Consider the following 16,119-nt stretch of genomic DNA (forward strand, 5'->3'; position numbering starts at 1 on the left):
GTGGGAGCGTCCGCTGCGGCGGGGAAGCGGGCGGTGCCGGTGGTGCCGGTGGCGCCGGCGGTGCTGGCGGTGCTGGCGGTGCTGGCGCCCGAGACGGCGTCCCGGCCGCGCCACCGCCGGTGCCGCTGCCCGCCCGACCACCGCCGGTCGTGGCCGCGGGCGGGACGTCCAGCCGACCGGAACCGCCGGAACGAGCCGGCGGCGGGTCACCACCGGCGCCGACGCCAGCGCCGTAGGGCACGGACCGGCTGTAGGCGGCCGGACTCGGATCGCCCACGGCCGGGCTGCCCTCGGGCCCACCGGCCGGGCCGGAGGCGCCGGGCGGGTCATCGCCGCGCGGCTCGGCCGGGACGGAGCCGGTCGGACGCGGCAACAGGATCACGCTGCTGGAACGATCGTGGCTGCCGCCGTCCCCGGTGCCGATACCGTTCACCGCCAACATGCCGAACGCCAACATCGCCACCGATCCGGCACCGGTGACGATGCCGGCACGACGGCGGTCGTAAATCCAGGCCCATTCGGCCTGGCCACGAGCCAGACCAAGGATGCCAGCAAGTATTACCAGCCCGGCGACAGCCAGGCAGAAGAACATCATCGGGACCCCCCGCGGGCGCAGTCGCCTACCAGACTAGGGGCGATCCAGTGGTTTCCCAGCACAGGAACTTGAAAGCGTTTCTTCCCTTTCCCGGCTCGTGCCGGACATCACCGGTTCAATCGGTATCCGAACCTGACGAAGCAATCCGATCGAGGATACCTGCGGTATCGGTGCCGGCCGGAAGCGTGCCGAAAGCGAGACCGCCGTCACCGGCCAGCCGCGACGCGCAGAACGCATCTGCGACCGCCGTCGGCGCGTGCTGGACGAGCAGGGATCCCTGGAGGACGAGCGCCAGCCGCTCGACCAGCCGGCGCGCCGTGAACGGCTCGCCCCCGGTGGCCTCGAGCTGGGAAAGTAGCTGGTCAGCGGCCCGATCGAGCCGGCTGTCGGCCCCACGGGCCGCGTCGATGTCGGCGGTCACCGCCGCCAGGCCCCCGGGTTCACGGGCCAGGGCCCGCAGCACATCGAGGGCGTTGACGTTCCCGGCGCCTTCCCAGATTCCGTTCAACGGCGCCTCACGGTACAGCCTGGGCATTCCCGACTCCTCGACGTAACCGTTTCCACCAAGGCACTCAAGTGCCTCCACCACCACCCCCGGAACGCGTTTGCACACCCAGTACTTGGCCACCGCCGTCGCGATCCGTCGAAACGCTCGTTCCGTGTCGTCACCGCTCAGGGATCGATCCACCGCACCGGCCACCCGCATCACCAAAGTGGTGGCCGCCTCGGTTTCCACGACGAGATCGGCCAGCACGTTGCGCATCAACGGCGCGTCGATGAGCAGGCCACCAAAGGCACGTCGGTGCCGGACGTGATGGGCAGCCGAAAGCACCGCCGCACGCATTCCGGCCGCGGCGGCCAGGGCCGCGTCGAGCCGGGTGAGCGTGACCATCTCGAGGATGACGGCGATCCCCCGGCCCGGCTCACCGACGAGCCAGCCCACCGTGTCGTCGAACTCCGGCTCGCCGCTGGCGTTGCTGCGGTTGCCGAGCTTGTCCTTCAGCCGCTGGATGCGAAAGGTGTTGCGGGTGCCGTCCGGCAGCACCCGCGGGACGAGGAAGCAGGACAACCCGTCCGGCGCCTGGGCCAGCACCAGGAACATGTCGCTCATCGGGGCGCTGGTGAACCACTTGTGGCCGCGCAGTCGGAAGGTCCCGTCGCGGGCGGGTGTCGCCGTCGTGGTGTTCGACCGGACGTCGGAGCCGCCCTGCTTCTCGGTCATTCCCATCCCGGCGAGCAGGCCCGCCTTGGTCTCGGGCACCCGCAGTCCCGGGTCGTACACCCGGCTCGTGAGCAGCGGCTCGAACCTGGCCGCGAGGTCCGGCGCGACCCGCAGGGCCGGAACAGCCGCGTACGTCATGGACGCCGGGCACAGATGCCCCTGCTCGACGGTTCCCCAGACCAGGATGTCGGCCGCCCGGGCGACGTGGGCGCCCGGGCGCGGCTGGGCCCAGGGCGCCGCGGCCATCCCCGTGCGGACGGCGACGTCGAGCAGCGCGTGCCAGGCCGGATGGAACTCGACCTCGTCGATGCGGTGTCCGTACCGGTCATGGGTGCGCAGTTGCGGCGGGAACCGGTCGGCCTGCTCGGCCCAGCGCAGCGCCTGTTCGGAACCGGCGAGGGCGCCGAGGCGGCGCAGGTCGGGCAGGTGCCAACCCGCGCCCTCGCGGGCCATCGCGGCTCGCAGCGCCGGGTCCGCGGACGGGTCATGGCCGACCAGTGGCGGCGGCTGGTTGGTCACCTGATGGGTGTGTGCGGTCGGCGCGCTCATCGCGACCCCTGTTCCTGTGTCCACGTCGGTGACCAGCGTCTGTGGCCGGTGCCTGTGGCCGACGCCGCGCAATTCGTCGAAGGTTCCACGCGGATGTGCCGCGTACAACCTCCGTCGCCGACGAGTTGACCTGCGGCGTGTTAATTGATTCCGCACAGCACGAACCGCCGCTACGTGCCGGTTATCCACCCGCATCGGTCCTGCCGCCGCGCTCCACTGACCACAAACGGCGCGACCAGGTCGATCCGGCCGGGTGCGGTCGGCCGGTCGTCCCGTGAGATGACCGGCCGACCGACGTCACCCGAACGCGCGGCCGCGGTCCGTAGAGCCGTAGCCGCGATCACCTGACGCTGCTGCGCGACCCTGCATGGGGTAAGCCCATCGGGTCATCACGCACCGCATTCACGGGTGCGGATAGTAACGACCTTTACCCATCGCGATCGTCACTCACAACGCTCGATCAGAAACAGCGAATCGCCGAGCGCCCTCCTCCGGGACGGGCGAGAAGGGCACTCAGCGTAGTTATCTGGATGCCGACTTCGAGCAAAATTACAAATTGTTTCGACATGGCAACTTAGAGTATCTGGCATTTCGCCCTACGGAGAATCGACAAGCCCTCACTCAGGACGTCTCCGAACCATCTCATTGTCGCCGGCCGCACACTGCGCAGTCGAAGCGCGCGCATACGACCGGGGGCGCCGAAATCTGACGACGGATACTCGTATGCTCAGCCCTTATCGGATGCATTCGGCCGATTAATAGATTTTTTCACTCACGGTGAGGTCCGTCGAGTCCGGATGGCGTGGTCGGACGGGGCAAGGACATGATCAGGCATGGCCGCGGCGGTCAGCGGGGGGGTCGCGCGCACTCGCGCCTCCTGCAACCCGCGGCGGTGCTGCTGGCCGTGGCCATCCTCGGGGCACTGGCGCTCGTCCTGGGCAATGACCTGCTGCGCCGGGAGGAGTCGGCGCGGCTGGCGGCCCGGGTGGCGCTGGTCGAACGGCTCGCGAGCTGGGAGTCCGGGAGCGCGTCGCCGACGTCGTTAGCCGCCGCCGCGGGCGGTCTGCCCTTTCGCCCGGGTGATCCGGCCAACGCCGACCTGCTGCTTCGCCTGCAGATCTCCGCCTCCGGCGACGTGAACCACCTGCTTGCCCTGCTGACCCCCGAGGGCCGGATCAGCGCCTCCTACCCGCCCGGCGCCCGGGTGGACGTGGCGCAGCTCGGCGCGGCGTGGCCGACGGCGTTGGCCGGGCACGCCGGCCTGTCCCCCGTCATCACCGCGGGTCAGCCGCCGCGCCGGGTCGTGGTCGTCCCGATCGGCGCGGGTCGGCCCTGGGCGGTTCTGGTCGCGATCTCCACCGAACAGGTCCACCTGGCCATCAGTGACAGCATCGCCGCCCTGCTCGGCGCGGGCGCGGGTGCGGGCACCGTGTCCACCGTCGACCCCAACGGGGTCGCGCTGTCGAGCACCACCGCGTCGGCCGTCGGCACCCGCGTGATTAGCCCCGCCGACCTCGCCCCGTCCCCACCGGCGGGCACGAGCACCGGCACCGGCGGCGGCGGCACGCGCATCTGGCGCACCGAGGAGGCCGAGGGGGAGGTCCTCAACATCACCGCCCGGCAGAAGGGAACGGGGTACTACACCTACTTCCGCCAGCCGGCCGACTCGTTGTACTCCGACCTGCGCTCCCGCGGGCATCGCCGCAACCTGACGCTGTTGTGCGTGGCGCTGGTGGCCATCCTGAGCGTTCTGTTCATCGCGCTGCGACGCGCGTTGTCAGCCCGTCAGACCAAGAGCTGGCTGCGTTCCCTGTTCGCCGCGGCCAGCGACATCGTGCTCGTCACCGACCCCGCCACGGCCATGATGTTCGTCAGTCCCGCGATCGAGACGATGCTCGGGCAGCGGGTGGCGGACTGGGTGGGACGCCCCATCGCCGACCTCGCCCATCCCGACGACGCCGAACGGCTACGCCGCCTGGTCGAGCACCCGGACCAGGCCCACGGCCCCGAACTCGACATCCGGTTGCGGACGGCTGCCGGCGACGTCGCCTGGTTCGACGTGGCCGCCCGGCCGCTGCCCGCGCGCGGCCACCCGGCCGAGATGATCATCACCTGTCACGCCGCGGACCAACGCAAACGGCTCCTCGACCAGCTCACCTATCAGGCCCAGCACGACTCCCTCACCGGCCTGCTCAACCGTTCGGCCTTCGAGGATCGCCTGGTGGCCGCGGCGACGGCTGTCGGCGACGACGACGGACGGTCTCTCGCGGTTCTGTTCGTCGATCTCGACCGGTTCAAACCGGTGAACGACACCTATGGACATCTCGCCGGCGACCGGGTGCTCCAGGAGATCGGCGTCCGGTTACGGACCGTGCTGGGACCCTGGGCCACCGGAGCCCGCTTCGGCGGGGACGAGTTCGGCATCCTGCTGCCGGGCGCGAACGTTCGCGCCGCCACCGAGGCGGCCATCCGCATCATCGGCTCCGTCGGGCAGCCGGTCCGCCTCGACGAGGAGACCATGGTGCGGGTCGCCGCCAGCGTCGGTATCGCCCTCACCGACGGTTCCCGCTCCGCCGAGTCGCTGCTGCGGACCGCGGACCAGGCCATGTACCAGGCCAAACAGGTCGGCCCTGGACGTCTCGCACTGCCCGCGGCCGACGCGGCCGACGCGCATCCAGCCGCCTCCCGGCAGGTGTGGCGCCTGGTCGGCGACTTCGCGGTGATCGAACCCACCGACATCGACCTGCTCGACCTCGGCGCCCCGCACCTCACCGGGGCGGACCCGGACAGCGTCGTCCACGAACACCCCGGACGGCCCGCGGACGAGCGGCCAGACCGCGGCCCGGCGACGTCCAGCCTGGTCGCGGGGCCACCGCGGACCCGACGCCGGCGCCGGCGTCCGCGACGGATCCGGCAGCCGCAGGGCCGCCGGGCCGTTCCCCTGCCCGGCCGCGCGTCGCATCGGGCCTACGGCGCCCTGCCCAGTGTGATCAGCCTGCTGGTCCTGGCAGTTATGATCATGGCCAGCACGGTGACCATCATGGCGATCGAACGTGCCGACCAGCGCCGCCTCGACAACCAGCGCATCCACCAGGCCACGCTGCTGGCGAACACGACGGCGAGCCTCATCGCCTGCCTGAACCAGCCGAGCTACCTGATCGAACCGATCTCCGCGCTGCCCTGGTCGCTGACCGACCGGGCCGCCGATGCCCGCACGCTGGAGTCCATCGCCGGTCCCGACCTGTCCACCCCGGATGTCGTGCTCGCCCTCGTCGACCTCACCGGCCAGCCGCTGGCGGTGCGCCCGGTCGGCTCGACCGTGCCGATCGGCCCGGGCAGCCGGATCTGGGACCTCGCCCGTCAGGCCGGTCTCGACGTGCCAATCTCACCGACCGCGGACAGCCAGCAGGACGTCAACGACATCTCGGTGGTCAGCATCGTTCCGATCCGCCGGGCGGGCCAGGACGTGGCCTTCCTGCTGCTCTCCCGGGCGCTGACCCGGGCCTCCATCGCCGAGCTGAGCAGGGTGCTGGGCATCCTGCCCGATCGCGGGCGGGATGCCGGGCCGAACGGCGACGCGGCCCGGCCGGGTGCGACGAAGGCGTCCGACCTGGACGACACGTCCCTGCCGGGCATCACGATCACGCTGGTCGACGGCGGCGGACGCGCGGTGATCTCGACCGACCATGCCCTGGTCGGCCGGAGGCTGGTCGACGCCGCCCAGCTGCGGCCGATCCAGCCGGGCACCAGCCGGCAGGTGGTGCTGCGGGCCGAAGGCGGCGGCGGGCTCGCCGAAGTGGGCTTCGTCCCGTCGGTGCCACAGCCGTACTATCTGGTCCTGCGCCAGGACCAGCGCACGGCCGAGAGGCCCTCGCCCGGGCATCCCTCCAGCGACCTGGTCCTCTACGCCCTGGTGATCATCACTGTCGTGGCGCTGTCGTGGACGCTGCTGCGGGAGAGTCAGCAGACCCGGCGGGAGGGTGCCCGGCTCACCACCCTGCTCCACGAGTCCCATGACATCGTCGTGGTGCTCAACGCGGCCGGTCAGGTCACGTTCCTCACCTCAGCGGTCGAGGGCCTGCTCGGCCATCAGGTCGCCCACCTGCTCGGACGGCCACTGCTCGACCTGGTCCACCCCGATGACCGGGCCGCGGTCCAGTCCTACCTCGACGCGCAGCCCAGCGGCGCCGGGCATCCACGCGCGGACTCACTGCTCGACATCCGCCTGTGCACCGCCACCGCCGACCACCGATGGTTCGACCTCGCGGCCGCCCGGCGTGCCGGCCCGCTCGGACGCGACCTGATGGTGACCTGCCACGAGGTCGGCGAGCGACGCGAGTTGCAGGCCCGGATCTGGTGGCAGGCCAGCCATGACACCCTCACCGGTCTGGGCAGCCGCACCGGACTCGCCGACCGCCTCGACCAGCTGGCCGACAGCCACACCCCGTACACGATCCTGCTGATCGATCTGGACGACTTCAAACCGGTCAACGACACCTTTGGTCATCATGTCGGCGACGAGGTCCTGCGCACCATCGCCGCCCGCCTGGTCGCGCTGGTCGACGTCGCCCCGCAGGACGTGTTCCGCCTCGGCGGCGACGAGTTCCTCATCGTGCTGCCCGAGCCCACCGAGGCCACCGTGCACGCCGTCCTCGACAACGCCCGCCGCGCCATCGCCACGGCGCTGGACGTCGCCGGGCAGACCATCGTCATCCGCGCCGCCATCGGGGTCGCCTCGTGCCGTGGCGTGGGCGGCGCCGGTCCGGACGGTCCCGACCCGGACGCCGTCATCCGCCGCGCCGACGCCGCCATGTACGCCGCCAAGCGTGCGCACCGCGAACCCCGCGAGATGTATCCCACCTCCCGCTGACACCCCACGTCTCAGTGGGTCGGGGTGCCGGCGGCCCGACGGGCGAGGTGGAGGGTGGCGGTCCAGCGGGCGGCCTCGGCGTCGTGGCACAGGTCGGCGCCGATCGCGTCGGCCAGGGGACGTAGCCGGGCGGCTCGCGCCTCGTCCGTCGGCGGCTCGTGACCGGAGGGACACACCGCCAGGCTCAGGTCGAGCCCCGCGGGGCCCGAACGCACCGACAGCCAGGCCCGCTCACCGGTGGCATAGGGGTTGCTCGCCAGCAACAGCACCTGGACGGCCCCCAGGACCGCCGAGATCTCCGCGTCGGTCGGCGGATACTCCGCCAGCCGCAGGTCGGTGTCCAGCCGGTCGACGAGCAGGCCGTCCACCCGCTGGCGCAGACCCGCGATCAGGGCTTCGGTCGCGTCATGACCCAGCCGGAAGACACCGGGCGGCAACTGCAGTTCCAGGGCGGCCGCCCGCAGCCTGTCCTCCATCGCGGCGACCCGTTCGGCGAGCGCGCCGGAGAGCTGGCGGCGCACGCTGGCGAGTTCGAGCAGGACGGCGGTGAACTCCTGCATCGGGCCGTCATGCAGCCGGGTGGCCATCGCCCGCTGACCGCGTTCCTGCAGTGCGACCAGCATCCGCAGCAGCTCCTCGGGCCGCGCCCCGCTTCCGGCGCCGCCGGCGCTCATCCGCGTTCGGTGGCGGCGGTCGGCAGCAGGCGTCGGACCTCGCGCACGATCTGGTCGGCGGTGAAGGGCTTGGCGACCATCGGCACGTCCGGGGGAAGCTCGTCGAGACCGGGCGCGCCGGTGAGCAGCAGACAGCGGCGCACCAGCGCCGGGGTGGTGCGCCGCAGCTCGGCGACGAGGTCGGTGCCGGGCCGCCCCTCGAGCCGGACGTCGACGACGATCGCGTCGTGCGCGCCCGGGTCGAGACCCAGCGCCTCCTCGACCGAGGCGGCCTCGCTGGTCGTGAAACCCTCGGCCCGCAGAATCCGGCTGAGCAGACCGCGTAGCAGATCGTTGTCATCCACGACGAGCACCCGCACGGCACGGGAACGGCCCCCGCCGTCGTCGCTGCCGCTGCCGTCGCTGCTACCGCCGTCATCGTCGGCGGGTGTCCCGGTCGACGGATCGTTCACTGCGCCCCCCAGGGTTCGCCGCCGCACCCGTCCGCGGAGGGCGGGATCCGTCCTGGCCAACCGTACCGGTAGCAGAACACTCGCCCAGGGCGGCCGTGGACGGCGGGGGACCGAAGTGGCCCTACGTTTCGGGGTTCGCGCTCTCAGGGCTCGATCGGGCTGTCGAGCACCTCCCGCACCCTGCCCAGCAGTTCCTGTTCGGAGAACGGCTTGGGCAACAGCATCAGACCGGGATCGAGCGTGCCGTTGTGGGCCAGCACGGCATAGGCGTAGCCGGACATGAACAGCACCCGGACGTTCGGGCGCTGCCGGCGTACGAGTTCGGCCACCGTCCGGCCAAGGACCTGCGGCATCACGACGTCGGTCAGCAACAGGTCGATGGGGGCGGGATGGCTCGTGGCGATCTCCACGGCGCGTTGGCCGTCCGCGGCGATGATCACCTTGTAGCCGTTGCGGATCAGCAGGCGGCGGGTGACCTCACGCATCGCCCGTTCGTCCTCGACGACCAGGATGGTCTCCCCGCCGGTGAGCACCACCGTCTCGGAGACGGGTTCCGGTATCACGGCCACACTCTCGACCGCCGGGAGCAGGATGCTGACGGTGGTGCCGAGGCCGACGTCGGAGAAGATCTCGGCGTGCCCACCGGCCTGGGTGATGATGCCGTAGACGGTGGCCAGGCCCAGACCCGAACCCTCGCCCTTGCGTTTGGTGGTGAAGAACGGTTCGAACGCCCGGCTGACCGTCTCCGGGCTCATACCGGACCCGCTGTCACTGATCCGCAGGTGGACGTGCCGGCCGGCCTTGATGCCGGGGCGCCCGGCGGCGAGGTCCTCCTGGATCTCGATGTTGGAGGTGTCGATGGTGAGCTTGCCCCCGCCGGGCATCGCGTCCCGGGCGTTGACGGCCAGGTTGACCAGGACCTGTTCGAGCTGACCGGCGTCGGCGAACACCGCCCACGGCTCGCTCGCCGCCACGGTGATCAGCTCGACGTGTTCGCCGAGGGTGCGGCGCAGCATGTCCTCGATGTCGTGCACGACGTCGTTGAGGTGCAGCACCCGCGGCTGGACGACCTCCCGGCGGCCGAAGGCGAGCAGCTGGTGGGTGAGCTGGGTGGCCCGTTCGGCGGCCCGCTGCACCTGGTCGATGTCGCGGCGCACCGGCTCCCAGCTCGCCTCCCCGCGGTCGGCGGCGGCCGTGACGACCTCGGAGATGAACGCGGTGTAGTTGATGATCACGCCGAGCAGGTTGTTGAAGTCGTGCGCGACCCCGCCGGCGAGCTGGCCGAGGCTTTCCAGCCGCTGCGACTGGTGCAGCTGCGCCTCGATCCGTTTGCGTTCGGCCTGCGCCCGCAGTCGCTCCCGCTCGACCTGGGCCTCCAGCCGTTCGGTCACATCGCGGATGGCGGCGGAGACGAGCAGGCCGTCCTCGGTCTCCAGCGCCGACAGGGAGATCTCGGCCGGGAACTCGCTGCCGTCACGGCGCCGGGCGGCCAGCTGCATCTGGGCACCCATCGGGCGGGGCTGCGGATCGGCGAAGTACCGGGTGCGGTGCGCCGGATGGATGCCCCGCGCCGCCTCCGGGACGAGGATCTCCACCGACTCGCCGAGCAGCTCCTCACGGCTGTAACCGAACAGCCGCTCGGCCTGGGCGTTGACCAGCGTGATCCGCCCGCTCGGGAGCACCCCGACGATCGCGTCCGGCGCCGAGTCGAGCAGACCGCGGAACTTGGCCTCGGCCCGCTTGCGATCGGTGACGTCACGCACCGCGGCGGTGATGAGCACACCGCCGACGGTCTGGATCGCCGCCAGCGAGATCTCGGCCGGGAACTCGCTGCCGTCGCTGCGCCGCCCGGCCAGCTCCATCCCCAGACCCATCGGCCGTGGCCGCGGCTCGTGCAGATAGCCCGCGCGGTGCCTCGGGTGCAGCGCACGGGCCGACTCGGGGATCAGGATCTCGACCGGCTGGCCGAGCAGCTCCTCACGGCTGTAGCCGAACAACCGCTCGGCCTGGGCGTTGACCAGCGCGATCAGCCCGTCCGCATGCACACCCACGATCGCGTCGGGCGCCGCGTCCAGCAGGCCGCTCGCGAAGCCATCTCTACCGTCTTCCAGCTCAACCACCCCACAGGGTGAACATCGTGCTACAGAAGGACAGATGGTAGCGCCGATCCGGCCAAGGTTCAGCGCTACGAGACAACTCGCCGCCGCATCGTCGTCGCCAGACCCTGGTCGGTCAGGACCGCCTCGGCCGCCCGCCGCCCGGAGAACAGCGCCCCCTGGATGGACGGCGTGTCCCGATGATCACCGCAGACGTACACCCCGGACGGCGTGCGCACCGGCCGGCGCAGCACGTGCGGGCTGTTCAGCGTGGGCAGCGCCCGGGCCACCGGGTAGCGGGTAGCGGGTAGCGGGCGAGCAGCGTCCAGCCGGCCGTGTCGGTGCCGTACAGGCTGCTCAGATGCCGGCGCACAGCCGCCTCGTCGGCGTCCACCCCGCCCACCGCGTCGGCGGGTGGGCCCGGCACGGACGCGTCGCCGTCATCGGGAACACCGAGCACGGACGCGGCGATCAGCGCCGAACCGCTCGGCGCGTAGGACGGCGCCACCTCGCTGAGCACCACCGTGTTGATCACCGGGCCGGACCGGCCCGGGCGCACCGCTCGACGCGGGTCGGTGGACCCCTCGACGACAAGGACCCCGCGCCGCAGCGGGGAGGCGTCCGCCCGGAAGTAGTAGGTGGTCACCCCGTGCCAGCTGGGCTCGGTGATGCCGGGGACCAGCCGGGCCGCCGTCGTCCCGTCGGTGGCGACGATGACCGCCCGCGCGACCAGCGACTCGCCGTCGCGGGAACGCACCCCGGTGCGGGTCACGATGTCGGCCGGACAGTTCAGGCGCACCGTGCCCGGTTGCAACCGGGCCGCGAGCTGCTGGGGTAGCGCGCCCATGCCCCCTCCGGTAGCACCGGCGGGCGGACGGCGAAGCTGCGCCACACGAGATGGAAGAACCGCGCCGAGGTGGCCAGGTCGTCCTCGAGGAAGATGCCGCGCAGCAGCGGTGCGAGCACACCGTCGACGGCCTGCGCGGACAGCCCGCGGGCCCGCAGGTCGGCCCGGGTGGACCGGTCGGGGCCGGCGACCAGGTCAGCGGGGCGGGTGAACCGGTCCCGCGCGGTCAGCGCGGCCAGCCGGGCGAGGTCCGCGGCCCGCAGCGCCCGTCCCGGCACCAGACCGGCCAGCGCCGACACGCCACCGCTGGGATCTCCCAGCGACACCGACCGGACCCCGTCGCGCACCAGCAGCCCACGCACGAACGGACGGGCCCGCAGCGCCGGCAGGTCGATCTGCCGGGCGACCTCCGGGTAGGCCGGCAGCAGCACCTGGAACCCGCGGTCGAGCAGGAACCCGTCCACCTGGTCGGTGCGCACCCGGCCGCCCACGTCGTCGGCGGCCTCCCAGACCGCCACGGACAGCCCCCGCGCGGCCAGCAGGGTCGCGGCGGACAGACCCGCAAGCCCGGCTCCCACAACCGCCACGTCGACCGTCTGCATCGCCACCACCCCACGCTCGCCGCACCCGTGCCGTCACCGCTGTTCGTACCGCAGCGGGCGCCTGGAGGGATCAGGTGACACCGACGGGCGGCCACGTGGTGGAGCGGCGGGGTGGCTCAGCGGTGGCGTTCGGGGCGCAGGATGACGGTCGTGTCCGGAAAGCGGCGGGTGTAGCGGACGGCGGCACGCCGCGGGGAGCCGGCGGACCACTCCAGCGTCCACTCGACGCCGACGAGGTCGAGCAGCGAACGCAGCCGGCCCTCGAAGTCGTCGTGGGCCTCCTGCTCGGCGATCCGCGCCGCGCACATGACCGTCTCCACCCCGAAGGCGCAGTACACGCCGGCCGTCCAGCGAGCCCACCGGGCCCAGCGCTCCATCGTCGCGATCATCACGAGACGGGCGCCGAGACGAGCGGCGAGATCGGCGGCGACCAGCACATCGGCCAGGTCCGCCACGTCGCCGGCCCGCAGGCTGACCACCACATGGCGATCAGTGCGCGCCGGAGGCCGTGCCGTCGTGTGCTCCACCCGTTCCACGTTTCCTCCTGCGTTGCCTTTCCCGGTACCCGCACGCCTGCCGGTGTGCACGGGATTATCTCGCCTGGGGCTCTGCGGTGTCGGAAGTACGACGCATGGTCCGTACCCACTCCACCTTCAGATCATCGCTCGGGACTCGATGCGACCGGGATCGGACCGCGAACCACCTGCGCCCCACTCCCGGTTCCGCTCTCCTACCGACCACTCCTATCAGCCTCTGTTACCGGCTCGCCCCACCGGGCCCGTCCCGCTCGGCAAGCCGTTTGCACCCGCGACCATTCAGCGTTCCTGCCGATTGTGGCGGCCAGGAAGGGAAAGGGGAAGGGTTCGCCACATATTGACACTCAGGGGTGCCGCCCCGACCAGGTGACAACACCGGAGCCATCACCATGACGCCCCGAGCGCCCTGGTGCTGTTTCCTGTGTTTCCTGGTCGGACGCCCCCGCGCACCGTCACCACCGGATGTGCCAGCGACCGCCTGGACGTGCCAGCGACCGCCTGGACGTGCCAGCGACCGCCCGGACGTGCCGGCCCGTCCACCTGGTCATGATCGCCACTTCACCACGAGAAATCCTGTGCCACACGGGAAGTAGCACGATCGTCCGGCCGGCGCCGCGTGCGGCCGGCCGGACCCACGACCGTGCCGGTGGCCATGCGGACACCTTTGCCCGTGACGGTGCGGATGACCGCGCCGACCGTCCCGTGCGCACTGCCGGCGCGCCCGCCACACGCCTTGTCCGCGGTCTTGTCGGTGGCCTTGTCCGCAAATCTGACGCTGACGTCGCCGTCGGACCCCAGGTCGCATCGGTGCTGGTTCCGATACGGCTGGTACGAGAAGTCCCGTACCAGCCTTCAATACATCGTCCGGCCAGGCCCCACGAAACCTTCCGTGTGCGGCAGATCTGACGCCGATCCGCGCCCGTTCCGCCGCACACGCTCACCACGACAATGCCGGCCGCACCGCGCACAGGGAGACTCGAACATATTGCTCGCTAAGTAATGCGAGCGGCTGATCCCGGATCAGGGTCGATCCGGGTCAGTTCTCCAGCGGCGCCAGTTCGGCCACGAAGGAATCCAGGAAGGCGGGCCATCCGCCCGGTTCGATGGCCGGATGAACAACGAACTTGGTGACGCCCACGGCGATGTACTCGGCGATCGCCGCCCGCGCCGCCGCCCAGCCCACCGGCAGCAGCCGGGCCGGGTCGGCCCGCGGGTCACGGCGGCGCACCGCCGCCAGCGTCTCGGCATCCGGCGGGGTGAAGGCCAGCCGCAGGCTCAGCCCGTAGTGATCATCATCGATGTGCCGCCCGGCGTCCGCCGCGCTCGCCCGGATCTCGGCGATACCGGCGGCCGCCCGCTCGGGACTGACCAGGCTCGCCAACCACCCGTCCCCGAGCCGGCCGATCCGACGCAGCGCGGCCGGAGCCGCACCGCCAAGCCAGAGGTCCAGTGGCCGCGCGGGCCGCTCCCCGAGACCGATCTCGTCAAGGTCGAAGAACTCGCCGTGGAAGGTCACCCGCGGCTCGCTCAGCAACAGCCGCACCACGGTCAGCGCCTCGTCGAAGACCGCCGCCCGCCGACCCGCCGGCACCGGGTAGGCCGAACGGTCCGCGTCCCGCCCCGGAGCGAGGCCGAACACGGGCAGCACCCGACGCGGCGCCAGGCTCGCGAGCGAGGCGAGTTCCTTGGCGACCAGCACCGGGTTGCGCCCCGGCAGGATGGTCACCCCCATGCCCACCTTGAGCCGGCTGGTCCGCCCGAGGGCGAACCCCAGCCCGGCGAACGGGGCGACGGCGGGCTGGGAGAGCTGCTCGGAGAGCCACAACGAGTCGATCTCGAGCTTCTCGAGCCGATCCACGAGCGCGACGAACTCGCCGGGGGCCACCCCACCGAACCCACCGAACCCGATCCCGATGCGGACCTTCATGAGCCCTCCGTCCCGGACTGGATGCATCCGCCCGGATCCGGGGCAGCATCCGGGTGCACCCCTCCATAGTGCGGGACGAACGTGCGAGATGCGTCACTTCCCCCGGGCGACACTGGGCGGGGGCCCGCAAATCAGCTAGCCGCGAACGTCGTGGACCCTCAGCCCCCGACCGTGGACGGCCGAACCGGCGCCGACGCGCTCGGACCCGACCCAATCGCGGCTGGCTGGGTCGCGGCTGGCTGGGTCGGGGACTCGGCGGCGGCGAGGTCGGCGCGCAGGTCCGCGACGATCTGGCCGAGCAGCGGCTCGCGCAGGGCGAGCCGGTGGTCGCCGGGGATGCGTCGGATCGCGCCCGGTCCGGTCAGGACCCCGCGCCACCCCTCGATCTCGTCATGATCGTCCGCCAGCCAGACGGCGGTGGGGCCGGCATACGTGCGCGGGCGGTAGGTCATCGTCAGGACCCGCCCCTGGTTGTGGAAGGCCTCGTAGCGGTGGGCACCGCGGAAGCGGACCAGCCCGGCCAGCGGCAGTTCGACGAGCTGGCGCAGCCGATCGGCCACGACCCGCGGGCCAAGCCCCGGCCCCTCCCCCGCCGCGAGCGTCCCGCGCCCCTGGTGATCCGGGACCGCCGCGGGCCGATCGGGATGACATCCCTCCAGCTGGCTGGTCGGGATGATCGCGCCGGACCGGGTGAGTCGGGCGGTGCCCGGCAGGTAGGTGTCGATCAGCGCCAGCAGCGCCACCTCATGCCCGGCCGCCCGCAGCAACCGGGCGGTCTCGAGCGCGATCAGACCGCCGAACGAGTGCCCGACCAGCAGGTACGGCCCGTTCGGCTGGAGCAGCCGGATGTCCGCCACATGCCGGCGCGCCGCCGCGGGCACCGACCAGTCGGGCAGGCCGCGGCGCTCCAGGCCATGCGCCTGCAACGCGTGGACGCGCCGCTGCCCGGCGAAGTGCCGCGCCAACGGCAGCAGCGCGATCGCCGGAGCCCCCGCCTCCGGAAAGCAGAACAGCGGCGTCCCGCTCGCCGGCCCGGTCAGCGACACCACCCGCGGATGGCGTTCGGCGTCGCCGTGCCGCTCGGCCAGCAGATCCGCGAGCCCCGCCGGTGTCGACACCGCTCGGACATCGCGCTCGGGCACCACCAGGCCGAGCTCGTCGCGCAGAATCCCCACCAGCGCGTCCGCCGGGTCCGTGGCGTTGCCCGCACGACCGAGCGCCCGCGCCCACAGCAGCCGCGCGGCGACCTCATAGGGGTCGTCCCCCACCGGCGCCCCTCCCGCTGGATCGATCTGGTGCGCCGACGCCGCCGCACCTTCGACGGCCTCGACGCCCGCCCCCCTGGCCGCAGCCTCGTCGCCCGCGGGCGACGGTGCGGGCACGGAAACGGAGAGCTGGTCAGCCGCAGACGATCCCAGCACCACAATCACCTCTTATAGCTATGTGAAGGTCATATTGAACACCACGACCTCGCTAGCCCCCACGTCCCCCTCACCGCCCTTGACAAGCCGACGCCAACAACACCCGATCATGCCGACCGGCCGCTGACCCCACTCCGAATTGCCCCTCTGACCAGTGGTTTCACCGATCCGAGTCCGTCCGGCTCGGTATTGGCGAAGCCCATCCCCCGGTCAACTACAGACATGGACGAACAGGCGCGAACCGGCCATTGACGGAACGCCGTCCGACGCCGACCGTGGACGGATGGGTGACGTGGGCAAGCCCGAACGGATAGTCGAGGACGAGCCA

Annotated in this window: 8 protein-coding genes and 2 pseudogenes; 1 reads left to right on the forward strand and 9 read right to left on the reverse strand. The window is 71.9% G+C overall.

Annotated elements, in window-relative coordinates:
- Nucleotides 1-595: pseudogene (locus tag G6R24_RS09895) on the reverse strand (hypothetical protein); the annotation flags it as partial.
- A gap of 115 nt (nucleotides 596-710) precedes the next feature.
- Nucleotides 711-2,366: an acyl-CoA dehydrogenase family protein gene (locus G6R24_RS09900; RefSeq protein ID WP_163548968.1), complete on the reverse strand. Its 1,656-nt coding sequence runs from the start codon at nucleotides 2,364-2,366 to the stop codon at nucleotides 711-713.
- 823 nt (nucleotides 2,367-3,189) lie between these two features.
- Here G6R24_RS09900 and G6R24_RS09905 point away from each other — a divergent pair.
- Nucleotides 3,190-7,236, forward strand: a complete 4,047-nt coding sequence (locus G6R24_RS09905) for a diguanylate cyclase domain-containing protein (protein ID WP_163548969.1) — start codon at nucleotides 3,190-3,192, stop codon at nucleotides 7,234-7,236.
- Nucleotides 7,237-7,247: 11 nt separating this feature from the next.
- Here G6R24_RS09905 and G6R24_RS09910 read toward each other — a convergent pair whose 3' ends face one another.
- The 7 genes and pseudogenes from G6R24_RS09910 to G6R24_RS09950 all read right to left on the reverse strand — a co-directional run bounded on the left by G6R24_RS09910 (nucleotide 7,248) and on the right by G6R24_RS09950 (nucleotide 15,791).
- On the reverse strand, nucleotides 7,248-7,910 hold the full coding sequence (locus G6R24_RS09910) for a histidine kinase (RefSeq protein ID WP_163548970.1): 663 nt from the start codon (nucleotides 7,908-7,910) through the stop codon (nucleotides 7,248-7,250).
- Nucleotides 7,907-8,362 (reverse strand): response regulator, encoded by a 456-nt coding sequence (locus tag G6R24_RS09915; protein ID WP_225438339.1) that lies wholly within the window; start codon nucleotides 8,360-8,362, stop codon nucleotides 7,907-7,909. The genes G6R24_RS09910 and G6R24_RS09915 overlap by 4 nt, the downstream gene beginning before the upstream one ends.
- Before the next feature lie 143 nt (nucleotides 8,363-8,505).
- Entirely contained in the window at nucleotides 8,506-10,482 is a 1,977-nt protein-coding gene (locus tag G6R24_RS09920; RefSeq protein ID WP_225438340.1) for a hybrid sensor histidine kinase/response regulator, read from the reverse strand.
- Nucleotides 10,483-10,547: 65 nt separating this feature from the next.
- Nucleotides 10,548-11,907: pseudogene (locus G6R24_RS24055) on the reverse strand (NAD(P)/FAD-dependent oxidoreductase).
- Nucleotides 11,908-12,023: 116 nt separating this feature from the next.
- Complete coding sequence (locus G6R24_RS09940; RefSeq protein WP_225438341.1) at nucleotides 12,024-12,434, reverse strand: hypothetical protein; 411 nt, start codon at nucleotides 12,432-12,434, stop codon at nucleotides 12,024-12,026.
- Between the two features lie 1,045 nt (nucleotides 12,435-13,479).
- Nucleotides 13,480-14,370 carry a TIGR03854 family LLM class F420-dependent oxidoreductase gene (locus tag G6R24_RS09945; RefSeq protein WP_163548974.1) on the reverse strand — a complete coding sequence of 297 codons (891 nt, stop codon included), beginning with the start codon at nucleotides 14,368-14,370 and terminating at the stop codon, nucleotides 13,480-13,482.
- 158 nt (nucleotides 14,371-14,528) lie between these two features.
- Nucleotides 14,529-15,791, reverse strand: a complete 1,263-nt coding sequence (locus tag G6R24_RS09950) for a thioesterase domain-containing protein (RefSeq protein WP_225438342.1) — start codon at nucleotides 15,789-15,791, stop codon at nucleotides 14,529-14,531.
- Between the last annotated feature and the right edge of the window lie 328 nt (nucleotides 15,792-16,119).

It is taken from the genome of Candidatus Frankia nodulisporulans, from assembly GCF_902806475.1.
GTDB lineage: Bacteria > Actinomycetota > Actinomycetes > Frankiales > Frankiaceae > Frankia > Frankia umida.